Origin of the sequence: Roseomonas sp. KE2513, assembly GCF_016107305.1 — a bacterium.
Lineage (GTDB): Bacteria > Pseudomonadota > Alphaproteobacteria > Acetobacterales > Acetobacteraceae > Roseomonas.
Genome location: NZ_RCVR01000026.1, coordinates 1 through 22,847 on the forward strand (window position 1 = coordinate 1; position 22,847 = coordinate 22,847).

Consider the following 22,847-nt stretch of genomic DNA (forward strand, 5'->3'; position numbering starts at 1 on the left):
CTCTCGCCGCGCCAGGCTGGTCATTGCTAAGGACGGTCTGCGCCTTCTTGGGCACTGGTCTGGTGCAGAACCTTGCAGTGTCCACCATGGCGGCCTTGGTCGGCACTACCATGATGGCTGCCGATGCGGAGGCCAGCGGCGCCATGCCGAAGGGCGGCCATTGAGCCGTGAAGATCTCCGCCATGTCATTATGGAGGCCGCCGTCGAGCGGGTGAGGTCCAAAATGATGACGGTGACCGCCATCATGGCGGGTTTGATGCCAATCCTACGGAGCACCGGGACAGGGTCGGAACTCATGGAGCGATTGCCGTCCCCATGGTGGGGCGGCATGGTGTCATCGACGATGCTGACCCTTCTGGTGATCCCGGCGATCTATGCCTTGCTCAACGGTTGGAATCTACTCGCAGCATGGAACAGGCCACCGCACGCGATGGGTTGGTGGTCTGCTCCCAGACGACGGACCAGTCAGGCCTCGCTCAGCTCGTGAACGGTTGTTGTCGCAGGACGTCCCTGCACGCGCCGAACAGTAGTCTCGACGTCCCGGCCGAGAGCGTCGAGAAAGCTGATAGGGCGATGCTTGGAAAATCCGATAGGATTGAGGTTGGCTAGGCGCGAGAGGCGGACAGGGAATGATCGCGCATCGTGGAACCACCTGTTGTTTGACAACGTTCTCGACATGATCGGCCGCTTCCGTAGTATCGCACCGATCACTGGGCACCCCGCCCTTCACGGCTCACGCCGAGGTCACCCTGCCACGTCACCGTTCCGGCAAGCCACAGGATGTCCTCCTGCTCCCTCAACCGCACCAGGAGACGGAGGCCTTCCTCCACGGCCGCCTCCTTGGTCGCGAGCCCGAACGCCTTTTGAGCTCGCTCCAGCAAATCATCGTCGATCTCGATGTTCATGCGCAGGGCCCGCCTCGCGGCATTTGCATCGACGCATCATACAGAATTGGCGTGCAGTTTAACGCATCGAAGGAGGCGGTACCGGGGTACCCCTCAGATGAGCTGCCGGACGACGGCCGAGCGAGCGTCCCTGCTGGAGTGGTCTTCGCCCTGGAAGGACAAGACCGAGCCAGCGTTCGGACAAATCGGCCACGCTGAGCCCAGGTTTGCGTCAGCGCATCCTGAAGGATTGATGCCTCGGCCCGAAGGAAGAAAGCTGATGGGCCTCCCCCGGGTTTGCCGGGAGAGGCCCATCCACGAGACCGCTTGATGTGGGCCAGGCTCAGCCGCCAGAACCGCCCAGCTGAGACGGATCCTGAGTGCCAGGCGTCCCAGCCTGGGGGTCGACCGGGCCATGCGGATGCGGCGTGCTCGGGTGCGGAGCGAGCGGAGACGCCGCCGCACCAGGAACTCCGGCGCCCTGGTCGATCGTCACGCCGGTCGGAGCGCGCGACGTCGGTGCAGTGCTGATACCTCCGGACTGCGGCCCGGAGGTGCCCCCAGCCTGCTGCGCAAATGCGGCACCGGACGCCAGAACCATCGAGAGAGCCAGAGTGGCGAGTATCTTCATGTGCTGTGCTCCTGGTCTTGTTTGAGTGGGGAGTTTGCACGCGTCTCTTCGGCGCGAGCTGGCGTCCCTTGGCTCTAGATTTCGGATCCGAGCAGCCCGAGAGCAGTGGTGCAGGGGAGCATCGGATCACTATCCACTTGCCGTCAGCCTTGCTTGCCGACCTGACCAAGATAGAGTTCGCACGTTGCGTAGGCTTTGCGATCGAGCGACAAGATATTTCAGGTGCTTTGGCCCCCTTGTGGAGGCTTTCTCCTGCGAGTCCCCAGTTTGCCGCCGCGAACCTGCAGAGCCGGAACCGGAGGCCTCTTAGGCGACCTTTTCGATCAGCTTGTGGGACTATGAGTAGGCGATGACGAAAACCGGCTGCGTCTCCAGCCAGGCTGGCGCGAGATGGGAAACGTCGACGGCGGTCTTGGCATCCGCTTTCTCGAAACCGCGTCGGACTGCATAGAGAACCTCGCGCTCCTGGCCTGCGCTGCCTCCCCTTCCCTGCCTCGAGCGACCAACTCGCAGACGACTAAGTTGGCGTCCGCCAGCGATCCATTCAGCTCCAAGCGTGGGACATCGTGCTCCCTTAACATCTCTCAGATACACGGCGCGTTTACGCTATCTCCGCATGGTCGCTTCTGAGCGACGGAAGAAAGTATCGTTGTCGGCCGCGCGGCCGCTGAAACATCCTGATTGGCGCGTCCAGCCGCTCGAAGTCCGACTCTGCTGAAAGTGCCGCCACAAAGCTGCGCCAACCTGCTGGCCTCAATCCTTCGTGCGTTTCGGTCGGCGGCTCGCGCCTGTTCTCAGACACGCCGTCCCGCATCCGCAGCTTCGAGCGTGCCAGCCCTCGATGCTGTGAACCGATACGCTGGCGCTGCTGCGGGCCGGCTTCCGGCGACCCTGCCACACTTGTTGTCGGTGGGGGATCTGACTCATTACGGCGTAGGCGCCGATCATCGTCGTTGGTCATTCTCCAAGCTCCTTCCATGGCGTCCGTGGGCTCAACGGCGGAAGTCCTCGCCGGCGGTGTTCGAGGTAGTCTGCGCCGTACGTCGAAAACCATTCATCTACCCGAGCAGAAATCCTCGGCGGAGGCAGAGTACCGAGCCATCGGGCAGCTTTCTGGGTTTGAAGCCAGCGCACGTCCGATGCTCGATCAGTGGAGCGCCAGGGCAACTCATTGAGATCGGCAAGGTCACCCGAAAGGAGAACCGCGGCTGCAAGCCAGGCCTCATCCCCGAACTGCGGCAGTATACGGAGCTCGGTACGACGTCCTAGATGGTAAAGCGTGCCCGTCCTGGAAATCGCCTGCTTGTGGCGCACGTCAAGCAGCGCAATAGAGCCCGACCTCGTCCACGAGAGGCCACCGTGCCGATGGTGGTCCAGTGCGTAGCCGAATACCAGTTGGTCGCCGTCATGCAGGCAAATGGGGCACCACGGGTCCAGCACTGCCTCCGCCAGGGCGATCATGGTTATGATCCAAGGCTTTGAAGAACGCGCTCGAAAGGGGCGTCGACGACGGCAAGCCGCCCCCCGGGCAACAGCACGCACGTCGATGACTGAGAGTCGTCTCCGTCCATCACCGCAAGGACAGCGCCTGGTCGAACACCATAACGGCGGCCCTCATTATCCCGGAAGACGAAGAACCCAGCGACGCGGTCAATTTCGCCATGTAAAATCTCCATCGCCGCTGCCTCCGCCGGGTGCCGTCGACGTCAAGGATGGCCTTCCTGTAACCGAATGAGGTCCGCCAAGCCGTCACGGACTACGTCAATGGCAACGGGATCCACCCACAACCGCCTGCAGGTGCGAAATTAGCGCAGGAGCGAGGGTGTTAGTTCGTGCAATGTTCGAGTTCACCCATCACACGTGAGGGAGTCCGAATGCAAGATATCTCCTAAAGATCAATGGGCTATTGCTTTCTCAGACATTTCCGATGGTTGTGCGATATCGCCAGACCGGCGTTCTTTGCAGCTGACGGAGCCCGTCGCCTCACCAAGCAGTCCCGTGAACCCTGTCGTTCGTTGAGCAAGTCGGGCGACAGCCTCGGCTGCGAGTTCGCGGGGTCCGACCAACACGGCTTGGTGCCGCGCCCGCGTGACCGCGGTGTAGAGCCATTGCCGGGTCAACATGGCCTTCGAGTCCAGACCGATGACTACTCTCGCCGCCTCTGATCCTTGGCTCTTGTGGCCGGTGATGCTCCAGGCAGACGCAATATCGACGGCATACTCCCCCAACACCTCCTGATCCCAATCCTCACCCTCCCAGGCGATCTTCAGCGGTTCCAGGGAGGTGACCCGCCCCAGCTGCCCATTTGCCAGGCCGAACCTATAATGGTTCGTGGTCATGATTACTGGATCGCCTACCGCAGCCCATGCACAGAGCGGGCCGATCCGCACACCCGCAGCCCCCTCCTCTTGGCGCCGACTCATTTCGCCGAAGCAAACCGCGCGCACCGTGTTCTGGAGTGCCGCAAGGGTTAGGACTTCGCTTCCGTCCGCGGAAAGCTCTCTTCGGACCGCTCCGAGCCGTGCCGGAACCTCCTCGACGCGGCACTCCGCGATTTGGACGCCGGCCTCGGCGCCTTTGTAGCACGGGAGGTCTGGCGAACGCCCTGCCCGGATCTCCGCCGCGACTTCGAGCAAGGGGTTGCCGCCAGCTTGCCGGAGAACGCGTGTGAGTTCGACGAGGCCAACACCTGAATGGACGAGGTCATGGAAGACTTGCCCAAGGCCTACCGGCGGAAGCTGAGCAACATCTCCGACCAGAAGCAGACTGGCTCCGGTAGGCATCTTCAGGAGGAGCCGCCGCAAGTTAGGGAGGTCCACCATGGAGGCCTCGTCCAGCAGCAGGAGTGTGTCCCCTGTGAACTCTGGCAGGCGGCTGTTTTGGTTGTCATCACCGCGCGTCACGCCACCGCCGTGAGGGCGATGGACTCCGAAATCTTCGCTCGTCTCCAGCCGCTTCAGAAGCCGGGCGATCGTCATGACATTCAGGCCGGTCGACAGACGCAATTTCAGGGCCGCTTTTCCGGCCAAGGCAGCGGCCTCCACACGACCGCCCAGGCGCTCCCAGGCGGCAACGAGCACCCTCATGGAGGTTGTCTTTCCCGTCCCCGCCCCGCCTTGCAGCAGCGCTACCGGCTGCTGCAGCAGGACGCAGATCGCGAGCCTTTGTTCATCGGTGAGATCTAGTCCGGTTTCGCACTCGGCATTGTTAACGGCCGCGCGGAGCCGGTCCTCGCGCGCCATGCTCCAGCCAGGCGATGCCGACCGCAGGCGTTGAAGGTGAGCGTGTAGATCCCGTTCCAGATATGCGGCGCCAGGTGCGTGGAGGATACCCCGTCCCTGGACAACCCGACGCCGCTCCAGCCCGATCTGCAAGGCCTCTCCGGCAGGAACGCGCTTTCGCCCCAAGCGCGCCAGTAAATCATCACGTGTGGCTGCCGTGCTGCCTGTTCGCAGAATATCTCGGACGACGCTGTCGACCGCGCCAGCAAGCCGGTCAGGATGGCGCAGCACATCCTTCCTTCCCTCAGCTGCAGAAAGGAGCCGCTGGCCGAGATGATCGGCATGCGCCCACGGCAGCACCGAGGCGGCACAGTAGGGCCGTTGGCTCAGGCGCTCCCACGCGCGGTTTCCGAGCAACCGCCAGAGCGACCGCGCCGCGCTGCGTTCCTCGACGCCTAGTCCTTCGAGTTGTTGGTAAAAGGCTGCCTCCGAGATCCCATCCCGCTCGCGTGCGGCGTACTCGCGGAACGCTGCCTGGACGGATGCACTAAGGCGGGTGGCCAGTGCGGACCTTTCCGGCTCGAGAGCCCTGGCGACATCCGGTAGCCGAGCTGGGTCGTCGAGTACGTCAAGGAGGTCCTGGCCAAAGGCGCGCATGAGGCGATGTGCCCTGGTCTCTCCGACGCCCGGCAGTTGACGTAGCCACGGACCTAGCAAGCGCCCAGACGTCCGTACCCGGACCAGGCGTGCCTGGTCGATCTGCAGATGGTTCTTGCCCCAGCGGTCGCGATAGGTCGTGGACGTGCCCTCGACGTCGTAGACTTCGCCCGGGCTGGGCCAAACCGGCTCGTAGCTCCGTACCCGTACCCGATCCCCTGTCTCGCCCACTCCAGCGAAGATGGAGCCGAAGTCACGCGACGCGATGACGGAAGTCACTGCCAAGCGCCTCATGCGGAGCCGCCCGCGTCCCAGAGAATGCCCTGCTCCTCAATCAACTGAAGGCGCTCCAACAGGGCGCGGTTTTCGACCCGCAGAACCGTGATTTCCGCCTGAGCGGAACGCAGTTCATCCACCAGCACCTGCATGGCAGCTGAGGCCTCGCTTGCTGCCATCGCGTCATCGCGTGCTTGCCCTCGCGCCAGTTTGAGGCGCTGCTCCAGAACCGCCTCTTGCGGGTCTAGTCCCGTCCGGGAGCCAATCGCAGCCAAGCCTTGCTCTGCGCCAATGACGGAGACGGCGGTCTTGATGCTCTCCTTCCGGTGGAAATGCTGTGCATCCGCGGCGGGAAGGCCCAGAGCTCGGCAGAGGGCCAGAACGTTCACCTTCCCATCCGGGGTTCCCGGAATGGCGCAGCCCTCTTCGATAAACCGGTTGAAGCGGCTGAGAATGTCGGCTTCCACGTCCCGCTTGCCCATCATTCTCCTCCGGACTTCTGGCCTTTCTGGCGACGGAGCAGGCCTAGGTCGGTCACTTTCGCTCCGCCGCGCGCTTCGACGAGAGCAAGTGTTAGTGCCTGAACCCGCTGAACGAGCACCGCCTGGATTTGAACGAGCCTCTGTCGCTCCTCAGAACGTTCCTCACCGACCTTGCGGAGCTGCGCTTTAAGCGAGCGGATCTGCTCCCGCAGTGCCGCCGGACTATCTGGCGCGACGGCATTTTGCGCCGCTTTCCAATCATCCATGACCGACCGGATCCGGTACATTGTGGCCCGGGCGACTCTCGCCTCCGCGTAAAGGTTCTCCCCCGTCAGGGCCCCGTCCGTGTGAAGAGGAACGCCATTGACCAGCCGGATCAACGCCCTCCGCAACGCCAGCTCATGACGCTCTTCCGAGCGCAGCTGGGGCTTCGCCTCAAGCTCGCTGATCCGGGCGCATACCCGATCGAGCAGTGCCTGCCTTTCGGCGCTCGCCATGGTTAGGACGCGGCCGTGCCGACGATGGCTTCATATTCCGCGATCTGCACGTCCAGACTGGCGCGCTGAAGCGGCGTCCTCGCCCCTCTCCTCAACTCGACAGCGTCGTCCCGTAGCTGCTTCCACCGGTCTAAATGGCACTGCCCGATGATCGAGTTAGGGCACTTACCCGGAGAGCAGAGATTCATCTGCGGTCCCCTGGCGTTCTCACGCTCCTTCTCGCTCAAGCAGAGCGCTTTTCCTGGGTTTGACGGATCAAACGCGCACAAATTAAGAACCCCCACGTGGAGGTTCACCGCGACGGAGCGGAGCGCCTGCATCTCAGCAACCTGCCTATCGCTGCGGTCAACCAGCGCCTTGCTTCGAGCCACTTCTTTGGTCGCGGCGACCTTCTCCAAAAGGTTCTTGGCGCCTCGCCCGAAGATCATGCCCGCCGCGGCGTCCTCCTCGAGCTCCTCCAACATGTCAATGCCCGCCATGACCGCTTCCTCCGCAACAACGGTGCGGAAGCCCGCATCTTCAGAGCCGGCATAGCCCTCGAACACGATCGTGCTGACATGCTTGTACTGCAGTTTGCCCGCGATAATGCCGAAGGGCTGACGCGCAATGTGGCGCGCCAGTGTCCGACGGAACTGCATCGGGTAGACGCGCCCTTCTGCAGGGAGGTCGCCCCACGGGGCTCCCTTGAAGCGGTCCCGAACCATCTCCTGGAACGTGTCCAGTAGCGTCCGGATCGTGCGCTCAGAGGCGGCGAACCCGTTCTGATCAGTTCGGCCAGGTTGTAGAGCATCCAGGTTCATCAGCAGACGCGGTGAGCCATGGTGCTCGCGAAATGGCTCCAGAAGCCGCCGCAGCAGCTGCACGGCGCGTGCGACAATTTCCGGCACAACCCACTCGACCGCGCGTGGCTTAACTTGCTTAACGCGCCCCTTGCTGCGCTTCTTTTCCGGAGTGCCGATAATCGTCCATCGAATCGCCTGCCCTTCGGTATCCCGCTCTTCCTGCAGGCAATCCCGGCTCAGCATCGACAGCTCACCAGGACGCATCCCGCTCAGATAGAGGATAATGGTTGTACAGGCGGCCATGACATGGCCCGTTTCAGTCCGGTACTCGTCCCCGGCATCCACAAGTGTCCCGAAAGGAGGGCGCCAAGCACGGCCGAGGAATGGGCAAACAGTCACAGGGGCCTGCCATTTGAAGCCGGAGAGGGAGGCGGCCTGCGCCGGCTGGCCGGCTTCCGGCCAGCATAGGATCTCGCGATCGCCCGACTGCCACGCCCTCAGCAGACGCCTACCCGTCGCCTTGTAGGCCTGTGCGGTCGAGGCGGAGAGGTCCATCCCATCCACATAGCTGAGGTAGGCGGCAAGGACGGCCTCATCAAACGGGCGCGTACCACCCACCGTTGACTCAGGATCAGCTACCGCTAGCCACCTCAAGAACGGCCCAGCATTCCGGTCGACCTTCCTACTCTTCCTGTCCGAATCAAGAGGTCGGAAGGTGAGAAATTCCCCGAGCATTTGCTCGACGTCCGCGGCGTAGCTTTCCACGTAGCGAACGGCAGCGGTAAGAACTGGCGTCAGCACCTCATCTTCGATGACCGGAGTCGAGTTCTCCCCGCGTGTAGGGTTCCAACCGACCAGCCGCGCCTCTAGCGCGCCTCCGTAGGGCTTGAAGTCCATGGGGACGCTGAGGAACGAGCTGTAAAGCTCTAAGAATTTGATCGGCTCGAGGTACTTCCAAACGTTTGGCGGCTCGCTCTCCGCTTCAAGATGGACTCGATAAGCGTGGATCATGGCCTGGGAGAGATCGGCCAGAGAATCCACGGCAGGGTAGTGTTCCGCGAGCCAACGGCAAAAGCGTGCCGCTCTGACCTGTTCACGAGCGCAGGTATAAACCCCGACCTCGCGCACCAGGGAGGACAGCCTTGTGTTTAGCCGATGAAAGGCAAGCTCCTTCAGCGCCGTCTTCAGGCCTGCCTGGACGATGCCATTAAAGCTGATGGACGTATACTGGCCCTGCCGTGCGCCGTGATAGTCAGCCGCGCTAAGATCCCATCCGTCATCCCCGAAGAACGCCGAAGTGCCAGGCAGAACCTCCGATCTGTGGTCGATTGGATGAGGCTTGCGCCTGGGAATCTTGACGACTAGGCGACTTGCGCCTTGAGCCGAAAGCACAGTGGCGCTCATGCCGAGAGCAACTCCGGCGGAAGGTGAAGCGCCCCATCCATTCCCTCGGCGATGTGCTTGGCCTCCTCCACCGCGTTACGAGGGAATTTCGGCAGGACGTCCCTGATGATCTGAACGTATGCCACTCCGAACTTAGCCTGCCAGTCAGCGCTCCCGAGCAATCGTCTCTGCTCGGTGATGTGTGAAAGGAACTGCAGAACGCGTGGGAGAGTGCGTCGTGTAACAAGCCCGTTGACACACCCGAGGCATCCCCAGAATGCCTTGGAGCACGGCTGCCCTGCCGGCGAGAACGGGCTGCTGTAGAAGCCGCGGCAGCTCGCAAGCCAAACATCTGTCTCGCCAGAGAGCGCTTGCCTTACTTCTTGTGGAGGAAGCCCCGTCTCCGCTGCGGCGGCCGCCACCTCCGCCTCAGACGCCTCAACTGAAAGCGCGATGACTGCAGGCTTGGGGCGGTTCAGCGCATATTCCAGAGCCTCGGTCTGTGCCGTGATGATCGCATGCTCGTAAAACGGCTGCAGATGCGGAGAGCCCTCCAGGTAGTGACTGGACGCGACGTCCTTCGTGTGGTCGTCCGCTACCAGCGAGAGATTGCCGCCCGACTTGATCATCCGGCTCTGCTTGTACGTGACGCGAAAACGAGTGCGGAGAATTTGAAGCAGATCACCTTTGTCGTCGCGCAGCCCACGTTCGTACAACAGGTCCGAAAAGGCATCGAAGTCGTTCGCAACGAACCTGCGAGACCAAATAGAGCCATCCAGACTAGCGCCACGTTCCTTCGCTCGCTTCTGTGCGTAAAGCAGCAACCCTCCACCTGTCGTAAAGGGGCCCACATCCTCAATCTGGTCCACCGTCTCCGAGTCGTCGACGCCCTCAGCCAGGCCGGCATCCGCGAGCTTCCGCCGATTGGGAACTGACGATGTCCGGCGCTTGATGTAGGTGACCTTTACCTTCCTCCTGTCCCCCAGGAGCTGGACGTCGCCCACACGAAGTCGGTCGATGCACTCCGTTTCGATGCCCAGCCTCAGTCCGATCCCAGTGTAGGCGGCCAACTCTGAGATCTTGCTCCAAGGCGCGCTGACCCGCTCCAGGAGCAGATCAGAGCACGCCCGAACAACGCGGTTAGCCTCGTCCATGCTGTACGGGGGGCGCTGCTTGTTGTCGTCCTCAAACCCATCGGCGACGAAGTGACGCTCTTCCCAGTCTGACCCAAGCACATGGCCAGCCATCTCACTGTACCAGGCTTGTTTCAGGAGGCGGCAAATAGCTCCCTTGTACTGGTAAGCTGTCTTCGACCTAACCTGCTCCGTCGCAACCCGGTCGTCTTGATATTCCTTGAATGCCTGGAATACTTCTGGCGAGAGTTCCCTGGTATTTCCGATCTCACCAGCAGGGTCGAACGCTCGTAGCCAGACAAAGAATGGCTTGGCGTGCTGCTGCAGGCCCAGAGCGCTTTTGTAGAAGCGGAGCTCGCGCTTTGACGTACAGAGCTGATGCAGGGCGGTTAGGACAACCCTACCCAACTTCGGCCAGTTCCTGGCCCAGGTCCAGTTAATCGGCTCGTCGCCAGTCTCCTGTCCGTGTTCGTCCACGTAGTAGTGTAGGAAATCCGCGAGGATCTTCTCCAACACCGCGTCGTCCTGCACCTCGGCGCCTTCAGATGCTGTCGTGCCGACTCGAAGCGGTCTGTTCTGCGGCCTACGGGCACCAGCGAGCAGTCCGCGCACTTCTCCGTCATCACTCATCGTCATCGTCATCGTCATCCGTCAGGGTGACTTCACCGGGCGTGGAGTAGTCAGCTTCCGTGTCGAGAATCTGGGAGAACACCCCCCAGGTGTCGTCCTCCTCGAGCGTATCGCCGGCTAGAAGGTCGAGGTAGATGAAGGTTGTCCGATAACTCGCATGCCCCAGGTATTTCTGAACCTTGCGGAGCGGGTCGCCGAAGAGGCTGTCGTAAATCTGCTCGGGGCGTGTGTTGAAGACGCGCTTGAGGCGTGTCGCTTCCGATCGTCGCTCCTTGGCGGACGTGATGGTCTTCGAAATCAGTCGACTTAGCAGAAATACGGCGAAGGTGTGTCTGAGAGCATGAGGGGTTACCTCGACACCGCTGAGGACGCTGGCCCTTTCAAAGACGTATTGCCAACTGCTGGAAGTCATGGGCGATCCCGTCTGGCTCAGCCAGAACTCAGGCACATCATCCGACTCGGAATCCGGGCTGCTCCGCCGAGCCAGTAAGTCCGACCGCTCATACAGCTTGTATTGCCACATCGTCTCGAGAGCTTGCTTCGAGATCCGCGTCCAACGGGCCTTCCGCCCCTTGGCGGTATCCTTCCGGACAAAATGGCGAATCGATCCCCCGTCTGTCGCGGCAATCGCCTCCTGGCTCGGGAGCGATTTCTGCCGGTAGCCCCCACCTTCCGAGCGGCGCATCCCGGACGACACGAGCAGTCCCGCGAAAGCGGTGTTCCGCAAGGGGTAAGCCATGGCCTGAAGGCCGTTGTCTCGGAACGTGCGGAACTGCTTCCCGGTGATGAACTTGGGGACCTCGCCACCGGAGATGCCCGCGCCTTTCTCCGTCCACTGCAGCAGTGGGTGTGCTGCCGGATTCGCGCCGTTCAGATTCCCGGAGTTGATCTGGGCAGCATCAAGGAGCCTGCGAATCGCCGCAGCCTCAACGTTCCAAGAGGCTCCCGTGATCTTGGAAGCCGATCGGCGCTGGCGCTTATAGTCAGCCAACGCCTTGGCTGGGATGTTCTCTAACGAAAGCGCTTGCGACGCCGCCCAGTCGGCGAAGCGGCCCGCATGCCGCGCGTAGCTCTCTCGGCTGGTCTTGGCGGTAATGAGGCCGCTCATCGTACGTAGCGCGTTCGACACCGATTCGGCGTAGGCGGCGGATCCGTCGATCATGAACGCCACGTCATCAGTGACGCCGTTCCGCGCGAGAACCTGCTTGGCTACCCCCCGGAGACTGCCGCGCCATAGCTGCTCATAGGCGCTGCTGAGAACCTCCTCAGGCAGATCCACATCAAGCAGGGCGGTGCGTGTGAAGACTAACTCCATGCCCGGTCCCCCGAATCAGGCAGCCCGAGTGGCCGTCGCCCGACTGGGACAAGACGTAGAGCCAGCAGAGGGGGTTCAGCAAGAACATCGCAGGAACATTCTTGCGAACCAAGGGTGTCCTCCGTGAGACACCTCACTCTGTTCAGTAAGGGCAGAGCCAGCGGCCGGAAAATTATCCGGCAGAGTGACGGTGTCTCACCGCCGGCCCAGAAGCTGAGGCCTGAGGTGAGACACCAGAGACTCCGTCAAGAACAGGCGAGGCATTCCTCGTAGTTCGTGCTCTCGGCCGGCGCGGCGGCGACGGGCAGCGGGGCAACGTCGTTGGCGATCGCACCGAGCGAGGGCTGCACCGCGACCTTGTCGCTCACCACGTCCGCGCGCTGGATCGACAGGCTGCGGCAATAGTAGAGCGTCTTCACGCCCTTCTTCCAGGCCTGGTAATGGATCTGGTGAAGGTCGCGCTTGTGGATGTTCGCGGGCAGGAAGACGTTCAGCGACTGCGCCTGGCAGATGTAAGGCGTCCGATCGGCGGCGTGCTCGATTACCCAACGCTGATCCAGCTCGAAGGCGGTCTTGAAGACGTCCTTCTCCTGCTGCGTCAGGAAGTCGAGGTTTTGGACCGAACCCTTGTTCGTGGTGATTGAGGTCCAAGTATCTTCGTCGTCGCGGCCATACTTCGCCAGTACCTTCCGCAGATAAGGGTTGCGGACGATGTAGGAGCCGGACAGCGTCTTGTGGTTGTAGACATTGGCCGCGATCGGCTCGATGCCCGGGCTGGCGCCGCCGCAGATGATGCTGATGCTGGCGGTCGGCGCGATCGCCATCTTGTTCGAGAAGCGCTCCATGATGCCGTACTCGGCGGCATCGGGGCACGGGCCGCGCTCGGCGGCCAGCTCACGGCTCGCGGCATCGGCCTGGGCGCGGATGTGCTTGAACATCTTCATGTTCCACACCTTCGCGACCACGCTCTCGAAAGGCACATTCTGCGCCTGGAGGAAGGAGTGGAAGCCCATTACGCCGAGCCCGACCGAGCGCTCGCGCATGGCGGAGTACTTCGCACGCGCCATGGTGTCGGGCGCGGTGTCGATGAAGGACTGCAGCACGTTATCGAGGAAGCGCATCACGTCCGGGATGAAGCGCGGTTCGTCCTTCCACTCGAACCAGGTCTCGCAGTTGAGCGAGGAGAGACAGCAGACGGCGGTGCGCTGCTTGCCGTGGTGATCACGCCCGGTGGGCAGCGTGATCTCGGAGCAGAGGTTGGAGGTCTTCACCTCCAGCCCCGCCAGCTTGTGGTGCTCGGGGCGCGCGCGGTTCACATGGTCGGAGAAGATGAGGTAGGGCTCGCCGGTCTCGATCCGCGCAGTGAGGATGCGGATCCAGAGGGCGCGGGCAGAGACCTTGCGGACGAGCGCGCCATCCTTGGGGCTGGTGAAGGCCCATTCCTCGTCGGCCTCGACCGCGCGCATGAAGGCGTCGGAGACGAGGATGCCGTGGTGGAGGTTCAGCGCCTTGCGGTTGGGGTCACCGCCGGTGGGGCGCCGGATCTCGATGAACTCCTCAACCTCGGGGTGGGAGATCGGCAGGTAGACGGCGGCGGAACCACGGCGCAGGGAGCCCTGGGAGATCGCGAGAGTGAGGCTGTCCATGACGCGGATGAAGGGCACGACGCCGGAGGTCTTGCCGTTCATCCCCACCTTCTCGCCGATCGAGCGGAGATTGCCCCAGTAGGAGCCGATGCCGCCGCCCTTGGAGGCGAGGGCCACGTTCTCGTTCCACAAGCCCACGATCGCGTCAAGGCTGTCATCGGCCTCGTTGAGAAAGCATGAGATGGGCAGGCCACGCTTGGTGCCGCCGTTCGACAGCACGGGGGTAGCCGGCATGAACCAAAGCTTCGAGATGTAGTCGTAGATGCGCTGCGCATGCGCGGCGTCGTCGCCGTACGCGCTGGCCACCCGCGCGAAGAGGTCCTGGTAGGACTCGCCGGGCAGCAGGTAACGGTCGCTCAGCGTGGCCTTGCCGAACGCAGTCAGCAGGTCGTCACGAGAGCGGTCGACCTGTACCTGGCCGTGGCCTTCGAGCTGGATGGCGTCAAACATCGTTAAAGAAACCCCTGTATTCCCCCGCGACGGAGGATGCCTTCTGAAGGGTGGCTCGCACAAGATATCGGGCGTCGCGGAGAAAACGAACCCTACATATGGGGGTTTCCCGTTGCGCGCGGAACACGGTTGCGGCGCACCGGGTGGACGACTCGCGCGATTTCAGCGAGTCGCCGGACGACCTTCATTGTTCTGCTTGACGGAAACATTCTTGTGAAAGCGAGGCGTCCCCGTGTTCCCCGTAATCCACAGGGGAAGGCGAGAAGGAAGGGGCCGCTCGCCCCCTCCTTTCATGCTTCAGCGCATGGGTGGTGCGTAGTGCAGACCACCCTGCGACCAGAGATTGTTGATGCCGCGCTGAATGCCAAGCGGCCGGATGTTGCGCTCCCAAACCTCGGCGTAATTGCCGACCTGGCGGACCACCTGCACCGCGAAGTCGTTGTTCACGCCGAGTTGCCGGCCTAGATCGCCGCTCCGCCCCATGAAACGCTGCACGTCCGGGTTCGCGCTGTCGTTGAAAGTCGCCAGGTTGGTGCTGTTGATACCCATCTCCTCCGCGGTCAGCATCGCGAAGTGGCTCCAGCGGACCACGTCGAAGAACCTCCAGTCACCCTTGCGCACGGCGGGGCCGAGCGGCTCCTTCGAGATGATCTCGGGCAGGAGGAGATAGGCCTCCGCGTTCGCGCCCTGGCTCGCGCGGAAGGAGGCGAGTGAGGAGGCGTCCGTTGTGTAGGCGTCGCAGCGGCCCGCTATGAAGGCGGCGCGCAGCTCTTCGACGTTATCAATGAGGACGGGTGTGAAGCGGATATTGTTAGCGCGGAAGTAGTCCGACATGTTCAGTTCGGTGGTGGTGCCTGGCAGCACGCAGATGGTCGCGCCGTCAAGCGCGCGGGCGGTGGTCACGCCGGAAGCGCGCTTCACCATGAATCCTTGCCCGTCGTAGAAGTTCACCCCGGTGAATGCGATGCCGAGCGAGGCCTCGCGGCTGAGCGACCAAGTGGTCGAGCGAACGAGGAGATCGATCTCGCCGGACTGCAGCATGGTGAAGCGTTGCTGCGTGCTCGCGGGTATGAAGCGCACCTTGGTTGCATCACCCAAGATGGCGGCCGCTACGGCGCGGCAGGAATCTACATCGATTCCCCGCCACTCCCCGCGGCTGTCCGGCATGGAGAAACCAGCGGTAGCGGGGGAAACGCCGCAGACGAGCGTGCCGCGGGCGCGGACCGCGCCAAGGGTGTCCGCGGCCGGCTGCTGGGCGAGGGCTGGCTGGACGGCCGCGGCAGCCACCGCGAGCAGGGTGGCAGCCAGGGTGGCGAGGCGCATCGTGGAGCTCTCCCGAGGAGCCGCCCGGGCTTGCTTGCCGGGTGCGGGCTAGAGCTGAAGTTTCAGCCGCGCAGCGCGGGACCCGCAAGGGCCGGGTGAACAGGTTCTTGCAGCCTCACTCCGCGCTTACGTCCGCCGCCTGGGCAAGGTGGCACGGCCCCGAGCGCCTATTCCCACTCGATCGTGCCGGGCGGCTTGCTCGTCACGTCGTAGGTCACGCGGTTGATGCCGCGCACCTCGTTGACGATGCGGTTCGCGACCCGGCCGAGAAAGGCGATGTCGAAGGGATAGACATCGGCCGTCATGCCGTCCGTGCCGGTCACGGCGCGCAGCGCGCAGGCCTGCTCGTAGGTGCGGCCGTCGCCCATGACGCCGACGGTGCGGACGGGCAGCAGCACGGCGAAGGCCTGCCAGATGGCGTCGTAGAGGCCAGCGGCGCGGATCTCCTCGAGGAAGATGGCGTCGGCCTTCTGCAGCAGCGCCACGCGCTCGCGCGTCACCTCGCCGGGGATGCGGATGGCCAGGCCCGGCCCGGGGAAGGGGTGGCGGCCGACGATCGATTCCGGCACGCCCAACTCCCGGCCTAGCGCCCGCACCTCGTCCTTGAACAGTTCGCGCAGCGGCTCGACCAAGCGCATCCGCATGCCTTCGGGCAGGCCGCCGACATTGTGGTGGGACTTGATGGTCACGGAGGGGCCGCCAGTGGCCGAGACGCTCTCGATCACGTCAGGGTAGAGGGTGCCCTGGGCGAGGAAGTCAGCGCCGCCGATCTTCGCCTGCTCCTCCTCGAAGACCTCGATGAAGAGGCGGCCGATGGTCTTGCGCTTCACCTCGGGGTCGGTGACGCCGGCGAGCGCGCCGAGGAAGAGGTCTGAGGCATCGCGGTGGACGAGCTTGATGTTGAAGCGGTCGCGGAAGGTGGAGACGACCTGCTCGGCCTCACCGCCGCGGAGCAGGCCGTGGTCCACGAAGATGCAGGTGAGCTGGTCGCCGATGGCCTCGTGCAGCAGCACGGCCGCAACCGAGGAATCGACACCGCCGGAGAGGCCGCAGACCACCCTGCCCGTCCCGACCTTGGCGCGGATCCGCTCGATCTCCTCCGCCCGGAAGGCGCCCATGGTCCAGTCGCCGGCGGCGCCGCAGACGAGGCGGGAGAAGTTGCGGAGGAGCTGCGCGCCGTGAGGGGTGTGGACGACCTCCGGGTGGAACATCGTGCCGTAGAAGCGACGGGCGTCGTCCGCGATCACGGCGAAGGGTGCGCCCTCGCTGCTCGCGACCACGCGGAAGCCGGGGGGCAGTTCGGTGATGCGGTCGCCGTGGCTCATCCAGACCTGCTCGCGCGCGCCGGGCGCCCAGATCCCCTGGGTAATCGCGCACTCGCCGGTCACGTCCACGAAGGCGCGGCCGAATTCCCGATGGTCGCTCGTCTCGACCTTGCCGCCGAGCTGGGCGGCGAGGGTTTGCTGGCCGTAGCAGATGCCCATGATCGGCAGGCCCATCTCGAAAACGGCCGGGCTCGGGCGGGGGCTCTCACCATGGGTGACGCTGGCCGGGCCGCCCGAGAGAATGATCCCCTGAGGATTGAAGGCGCGGATCCGCGCCTCGTCGGCCGTGTAGGGCCACACCTCGCAGTAGACCCCGTCCTCGCGCAGGCGGCGCGCGATGAGCTGCGTCACCTGGCTGCCGAAGTCGAGGATGAGCAGGCGCTGGTGGCGCTCGCTTCCAGGAAGGATGGCGGAGGGCTCTGATGTCGCGTCGGGCATGGCGGCCATCACCACAGAATGGCGGCGGCTTCAACCCTCTCGATCAGCCGCCCCCTTGCCCTCCTTCCGGAAAGGGTCCGCCGCGGTCGGCCGCGGTGGCCTCCATGAGGAGGGTGATGGGGTTCCAGAGGACCGCCGTCTGCTCCACCTGCCGACCGCCGACGGCGATGCTTTCCCGCCCTACGGGGCGGCCGCCGAGGCGGCGGTAGAACCAGCCGGCGCCATTGGCCGAGAGCACCCAGAGCATGGCCGAGTTGCAGCCGATGACCGAGAGGTGGGCGGCCGCGGCCCGCATCAGGCGGCGGCCGATTCCCTGGTCCTGCCAGTCGGGGAGGATGTAGAGGGTATCGATTTCGCCATCCGCGATGCCCACCCGCCTGGCGCGGCCGGCGGAGGCGAATCCGACGGCCGTTCCGTCTGGCGTGCAGGCGACGAAGATCGCATCCCCGCCGCCGCGGCGGAGCATCGAGCGGAGATAGCCCGCGCCGATCCGGCGCTGGTCGAGCCCGGCGAGATAGGCATCCGGCAGGATGCCGGGGTAGCTGTCCTGCCAGCTGATCCGGTGGATGGCGCCGATCGAGGCGGCATCGTCCGGGCGGGCGCGCCTGATCTGGATCATCCTGCCCATCGCGCCATGCCGGAAGCCGCGCGCCTAGGGGCGGCGCTGCAGCACGGCGGCGAAGAAGCCGTCCGTGCCGTGGCTGTGCGGGGCAAGGGCCATGAAGGGACCATCGCCGGGTGGGGCGCCGGTCACGCCGGAAGCCGCGCCGGCCTGGGCCCAGGCATCGGCCAGGCTGATCGCCTGGAAATCGGCGTGGCGGTCCAGAAAGCCCCTCACCTGCTCGTCGTCCTCCCCGGGAAGCACCGAGCAAGTAGCGTAGATCAGCTTTCCGCCAGGGCGCACCAAGGAGGCAGCCCTATCGAGGATCGCGCGCTGCTTCGTGATGAGCTCCGCCATGTCGGACTCGGTCGTGCGGAGGCGCGCGTCGGGGTTGCGGCGCCAGGTGCCGGTGCCGGTGCAGGGGGCATCGACCAGGACGCGGTCGAAGGTGCCGGCGCGGCGCTTCACCCAGCGGTCACCGGACTCGAGTAGGTGCGTCTCGGCATTGTCCACCCCGGCGCGGCGGAGGCGCTTGGTGGCGCCCGAGAGGCGGGGGACCGAGACGTCGAGCGCCGCGATCCGGCCGCGGTTGCCCATAGTGGCGGCCATGGCGAGGGTCTTGCCCGCGGCCCCCGCGCAGTAGTCGGCCACCTTCATGCCCGGGCGCGCGTCGGCGAGCAGGGCGATGAGCTGGCTGCCCTCGTCCTGGATCTCGATCATCCCCTCGGCGAAGGCCCGTGTCGCCAGCACGGGCCGGCGGTCGGCAACGCGAAGGCCCCATGGGGAGAAGGGGGTGGGGGTGGTGGCGATCCCCTCGGCCGCCAGGGCGGCGGCGGCTGCCTCTCGCGTGGTGCGGAGGAGATTCACCCGGAGATCGAGCGGGGCCACACCCTCCAGCCCGGCGGCTGCCTCGGGCAGGGCCTCGCCGAAGCGGGCGCGGAGCCCAGGCAACGCCCATTCCGGAACGTTCAGGCGCGTGGCCTCGTCCATTCGCGGGTGCAGGAAGGGACGGCCTTCCAGCTTTCCGAGGAAGCGCCGCTCCTCGGGGGTCAGCGGGCGCTCGGCATACTGGCCACCGTTGAAGGCGGCTTCCACCCCCGAGAGGCTGCCGCCCTCTGCGAGGATCATGTGCGCGGCCATGAGAAGGCGCCCGGTGGGCGCGGCGCCCACATGGTCGAGATGCCAATCCAGCCGGGCACGCTCCCTCACCACGGACCAGGCACGATCGGCCACGGCGCGGCGGTCGCCGCCGCCGATGAAGCGGCGGGCACGGAAGAAGTCGTTGGCGACGGCGTCCGCCGGGCGGCGGGGAGCGGATTCCAGCGCGTCGAGAAGGGCGATGGCGGCGGAGATGCGCGCGAGCGGGGTCAAGGGAGACGGTAATCCGAAAGGAGGCGAGGTTGGGAGAAGATGGTGGCGGTCACGCCCCCGGTCAGGCCCCCTCCCCCGCATCGGGGCCGGAGGCCGGGGACTTACCCCTCCTGCCGGTAGTTCGGTGCCTCCCGCGTAATGGCGACGTCGTGGACGTGGCTCTCGCGCAGACCGGCGCCGGTGATGCGGCGAAAGCGGCAGTTGGACTGCATCTCGGTGATCGTCGCGTTGCCCGTGTAGCCCATGGCCGAGCGCAGGCCGCCGACGAGCTGGTGAATGACGTTGCCGACCGGCCCCTTGTAGCCGATGCGGCCCTCGATACCCTCGGGCACGAGCTTCAGCTGGTCCTGCACATCTGCCTGGAAGTAGCGGTCGGCCGAGCCGCGGGCCATGGCGCCGAGGCTGCCCATGCCGCGGTACGACTTGTAGGAGCGGCCCTGGTAGAGGAACACCTCCCCCGGCGCCTCATCCGTTCCGGCGAAGAGGCTGCCCATCATCACGCAGTCGGCGCCCGCAGCGATCGCCTTCGCGACATCACCGGAGGTGCGGATGCCACCATCGGCGATGGCGGGCACGTCCTTCTCCCGCGCGGCGGCCGCGCACTCCATGACGGCGGTAAGCTGCGGCACGCCGACGCCAGCGACGATGCGCGTGGTGCAGATGGAGCCGGGGCCGATGCCGATCTTCACCGCATCCGCCCCGGCCTCGATCAGCGCCTCCACGGCCTCGGGAGTCGCGACGTTGCCGGCAATGATCTGGACGGAGTTCGACATCCGCTTGATCGCCTCGACCGACTTCAGCACGCCCGCCGAGTGGCCATGGGCGGTATCGACCACCACCACGTCCACCTCGGCCTGCACCAGCGCCTCGGCGCGAAGGATGCCGTCCTCCCCGGTGCCGGTGGCGGCGGCGACGCGCAGGCGGCCGAGCCCGTCCTTCACGGCGTTGGGGTTGGCCTGGGCCTTGTCCATGTCCTTGACGGTGATGAGGCCGACGCAGCGGCCCCGCTCATCGACCACCAGCAGCTTCTCGATGCGGTGCTTGTGCAGGAGGGCGCGGGCGCGTTCAGGCGTCACGTCCGCCGGAACGGTGACAAGGTTCTCCCGCGTCATCAACTCGTAGACGCGCTGGTTGGGGTCGGTCGCGAAGCGTACGTCGCGGGAGGTGACGATGCCGACGAGGCGCCCCGTCTCGGGCTCCACCACGGGGATGCCGCTGATGCGATGCTGCTCCTGTAGGCCGCGGACATCAGCCAGCGTTTGGTCGGGCTGGATGGTGACGGGGTTCACCACCATGCCGCTCTCGAACTTCTTCACGCGGCGGACCTGGGCGGCCTGCTCGGCAATGGGGAGATTCTTGTGAATCACCCCAATGCCGCCGTGCTGGGCCATGGCGATGGCCATCGGCCCCTCGGTCACGGTATCCATCGCCGCGGCGATGAGAGGAATGTTCAACGCAATTTCCCGCGTGATCCGGGTGCGGGTATCGGTGCCCCCCGGCAACACCTTCGAGTAGGCGGGCACGAGCAGCACGTCGTCGAAGGCGTAGGCCTCCTCGAGACGGGCAAGGAAACGGGGCGAGGTGCTATCGGGTGCCATTGGCGGGGGCCTCTCGGGACGGGGCGGCGCTGCCTTGGCGATCCCTCCTACGCGCTCCGGGGGTCGCGCCGCAAGGCCGGGCGCATGACCGGTGCGAGACGCTGATCCCCGGTGCGGGCAGGGGTTCGCGAAGGCAGGGCCCCTGCCCTACCCGGCTCCGCCGCGGAAGCCCTGGGCGACGACATACATCTCGGCGCTGTCCTTGCGGCTGGCCGGGGGCTTGGCGTGGCGGACGCTGGCATAGTCACGCTTGAGCCCGGTGAGCAGGTCGCGCTCCGTGCCTCCCTGGAAGACCTTGGCCACGAAGGCGCCGCCGGGGGCGAGGACCTGACGCGCGAAGTCCGCCGCCAGTTCCACCAGAGCGAGGATGCGCAGGTGGTCGGTCGCGTTGTGGCCGGTGGTGTTGGGGGCGATGTCGGACATGACGAGGTCCGCCTGACCATCCAAGGCCTCGAGCACGGCGCGCTCCGTCGCCTCCTCCTGAAAGTCGCCCTGAAGGGTGATGGCGCCGCTGATCGGCTCCATCGGCAGGATGTCGAGGGCGACCACCTTGCCGCGGTCGCCGATTCGGCGGAGCGCCACCTGGGTCCAGCCGCCGGGGGCCGCGCCGAGGTCCACCACGCGCTGGGCGGGGTGGAAAAGCTTGAAGCGCTCGTCCAACTCGATGATCTTGAAGGCGGCGCGGGAGCGCCAGCCCGCAGCCTTGGCTGCCTTTACATAGGGGTCGTTGAGCTGCCGCTCGAGCCATCGCTGGCTGGCGGTGGTGCGGCCCTTGGCGGTGCGCAGCCGGGTGGTCGTGCTGCGCTGGCCGCCCGGCCCTCGGGAGTCGGTCACGGGTGGTTCCTCGGGGTTTGTTGGCCGGCGGTCAGCCGCCGCGTCGGTTCTTGCGGCGGGCGCGCATGGCGCGGAGGAGAAGGCCCTCCCGCAGGCCACGGTCGCAGACGGTGATGCTGGCCGCCGGCCATACCTGGCGGATGGCGGCGTAGATAGCACAGCCAGGCAGGACGAAATCGACCCGCTCCGGCCCGATGCAGGGATGGGCGGCGAGGCCGCCGCGCCCCATGGCCCGCAGCGCCTCCAGCGCCCTGTCGGCGCGGTCCATCTCCAGTTCGTGCCCGTCCACGGCCGCCCGGTTATAGCGGGGCAGTTCGAGAGCGATGCCGGCGAGCGTGGTGACGGTGCCCGAGGTTCCCATCAGGCGCACGCCGCCTGCGCGCATCTCTTGGCGAATGCGGTGGACGCCGTCGAAAGCCTCGAACTTGGCCGCGACTTCCTGCACCACCCGGTCGAACCCTTCCGCGGAGAAGCACGCGGCACCGTCCCGCTCCACAAGCGTCACCACGCCGAGCGGGACCGAGATGGTGCCGATGAGGCAGGGAAGGTCTGGGCCGTCGGTGCGGACCCAAGCAACCTCGGTGGAACCGCCCCCGATGTCGAAGAGGAGGGCGCGGCGGTCCCTCTCCCTCAGGAGGGGGGTGCAGGACTCCATGGCCAGTTCCGCCTCCTCCCGCGCGGGGATGACGCGGATGGGGGCCCCGAGGGCGCGCTCGGCACGGCGGATGAAGTTGGGGCCGTTGGTGGCGCGCCGGCAGGCCTCGGTCGCGACCGCGTTGACGACCTGGATCGGGCGTCGGGCGAGTTTCTGGCCGCAGGCTTCCAGCGCCGCCTCAGCCCGGTTCATCGCGGCGTCCGAAAGGGCGCCGGTGGAACTGAGACCCTCACCGAGGCGGATGATGCGGCTGAAGCTGTCGAGCACGCGGAAGCCGCTCGCGCCGGATGGGCTGGCGACAAGAAGGCGGCAATTATTCGTGCCGAGATCCAGGGCAGCGAAGAGCGGCGCGCCCGGCGGGGCGTGGGGTCCGGCGCGGTGGGTGGCTGCCGGGGGGGCCTCCCGACGAAAGCCGCCCGGGAGTTGAGTAGCGTTCCGGGTCTGCATGATACTGGATTCACAATCTTCTACGGTTAGATAGGGGCGGGCAAGGGCGGATTCCACGGCCTGCAACCATGAGCCCGGTCGGTCCCGCTCCCAGGAGGGCTGGGCGCTTAGTGGAGCCTTAATGGAATCGGCCGATAAGGGGCGGTGAGGCGCTTCAAGAGGCAGCACCGGTATGTTTACCCGAACGACAGCTCCCCTCCGGCAAGACGCGGATAGGGCGCTCCCAGCGGCGGTCTTCTGCATGGTGGGCTTCGAAGAGTGGAGCGTG

At 65.3% G+C, this 22,847-nt stretch carries 16 protein-coding genes; 1 reads left to right on the top strand and 15 read right to left on the bottom strand.

Translation table 11 applies throughout. The features are described 5' to 3' along the window. The first annotated feature begins 160 nt into the window (after nucleotides 1–160). Nucleotides 161–487: an efflux RND transporter permease subunit gene (locus D9599_RS31500; protein WP_255531631.1), complete on the top strand. Its 327-nt coding sequence runs from the start codon at nucleotides 161–163 to the stop codon at nucleotides 485–487. Between the two features lie 220 nt (nucleotides 488–707). On the opposite strand, the gene D9599_RS21480 is transcribed toward D9599_RS31500, so the two are convergent. From D9599_RS21480 to D9599_RS21550, 15 genes are all read right to left on the bottom strand, one after another. Continuing rightward, nucleotides 708–905, bottom strand: a complete 198-nt coding sequence (locus D9599_RS21480; RefSeq protein ID WP_232480762.1) for a type II toxin-antitoxin system VapB family antitoxin — start codon at nucleotides 903–905, stop codon at nucleotides 708–710. A 2,505-nt stretch (nucleotides 906–3,410) separates the two neighbouring features. Further along, entirely contained in the window at nucleotides 3,411–5,672 is a 2,262-nt protein-coding gene (locus D9599_RS32315) for an ATP-dependent RecD-like DNA helicase (protein ID WP_198383348.1), read from the bottom strand. Nucleotides 5,673–5,683: 11 nt separating this feature from the next. Beyond that, a complete protein-coding gene (locus tag D9599_RS21490; RefSeq protein ID WP_198383349.1) occupies nucleotides 5,684–6,154 on the bottom strand; it encodes a hypothetical protein in 471 nt (156 codons plus the stop codon). Continuing rightward, nucleotides 6,151–6,648, bottom strand: coding sequence for a hypothetical protein (locus D9599_RS21495; RefSeq protein WP_198383350.1), 498 nt, complete (start codon nucleotides 6,646–6,648; stop codon nucleotides 6,151–6,153). The genes D9599_RS21490 and D9599_RS21495 overlap by 4 nt, the downstream gene beginning before the upstream one ends. A 2-nt stretch (nucleotides 6,649–6,650) precedes the next feature. Further along, nucleotides 6,651–8,834, bottom strand: a complete 2,184-nt coding sequence (locus D9599_RS21500; protein ID WP_198383351.1) for a site-specific integrase — start codon at nucleotides 8,832–8,834, stop codon at nucleotides 6,651–6,653. Further along, a complete protein-coding gene (locus D9599_RS21505) occupies nucleotides 8,831–10,588 on the bottom strand; it encodes a hypothetical protein (protein ID WP_198383352.1) in 1,758 nt (585 codons plus the stop codon). The genes D9599_RS21500 and D9599_RS21505 overlap by 4 nt, the downstream gene beginning before the upstream one ends. Next, entirely contained in the window at nucleotides 10,569–11,891 is a 1,323-nt protein-coding gene (locus D9599_RS21510; protein WP_198383353.1) for a site-specific integrase, read from the bottom strand. Before D9599_RS21510 ends, D9599_RS21505 begins: the two co-directional genes overlap by 20 nt. Before the next feature lie 245 nt (nucleotides 11,892–12,136). After that, complete coding sequence (locus D9599_RS21515) at nucleotides 12,137–13,987, bottom strand: ribonucleoside-diphosphate reductase subunit alpha (RefSeq protein ID WP_198383354.1); 1,851 nt, start codon at nucleotides 13,985–13,987, stop codon at nucleotides 12,137–12,139. Nucleotides 13,988–14,284: 297 nt separating this feature from the next. Further along, entirely contained in the window at nucleotides 14,285–15,310 is a 1,026-nt protein-coding gene (locus D9599_RS21520) for an amino acid ABC transporter substrate-binding protein (RefSeq protein WP_198383355.1), read from the bottom strand. 167 nt (nucleotides 15,311–15,477) lie between these two features. Then, nucleotides 15,478–17,073: a glutamine-hydrolyzing GMP synthase gene (gene guaA / locus D9599_RS21525; protein ID WP_198383356.1), complete on the bottom strand. Its 1,596-nt coding sequence runs from the start codon at nucleotides 17,071–17,073 to the stop codon at nucleotides 15,478–15,480. Nucleotides 17,074–17,116: 43 nt separating this feature from the next. Continuing rightward, nucleotides 17,117–17,692: a GNAT family N-acetyltransferase gene (locus tag D9599_RS21530; protein WP_198383357.1), complete on the bottom strand. Its 576-nt coding sequence runs from the start codon at nucleotides 17,690–17,692 to the stop codon at nucleotides 17,117–17,119. A 33-nt stretch (nucleotides 17,693–17,725) separates the two neighbouring features. Then, on the bottom strand, nucleotides 17,726–19,045 hold the full coding sequence (locus tag D9599_RS21535; RefSeq protein WP_198383358.1) for an RsmB/NOP family class I SAM-dependent RNA methyltransferase: 1,320 nt from the start codon (nucleotides 19,043–19,045) through the stop codon (nucleotides 17,726–17,728). 101 nt (nucleotides 19,046–19,146) lie between these two features. After that, a complete protein-coding gene (gene guaB / locus D9599_RS21540) occupies nucleotides 19,147–20,643 on the bottom strand; it encodes an IMP dehydrogenase (RefSeq protein ID WP_198383359.1) in 1,497 nt (498 codons plus the stop codon). Nucleotides 20,644–20,790: 147 nt separating this feature from the next. Then, complete coding sequence (locus tag D9599_RS21545; RefSeq protein WP_198383360.1) at nucleotides 20,791–21,477, bottom strand: RlmE family RNA methyltransferase; 687 nt, start codon at nucleotides 21,475–21,477, stop codon at nucleotides 20,791–20,793. A gap of 31 nt (nucleotides 21,478–21,508) precedes the next feature. After that, on the bottom strand, nucleotides 21,509–22,579 hold the full coding sequence (locus D9599_RS21550; RefSeq protein ID WP_198383361.1) for a Ppx/GppA phosphatase family protein: 1,071 nt from the start codon (nucleotides 22,577–22,579) through the stop codon (nucleotides 21,509–21,511). Nucleotides 22,580–22,847 lie beyond the last annotated feature (268 nt).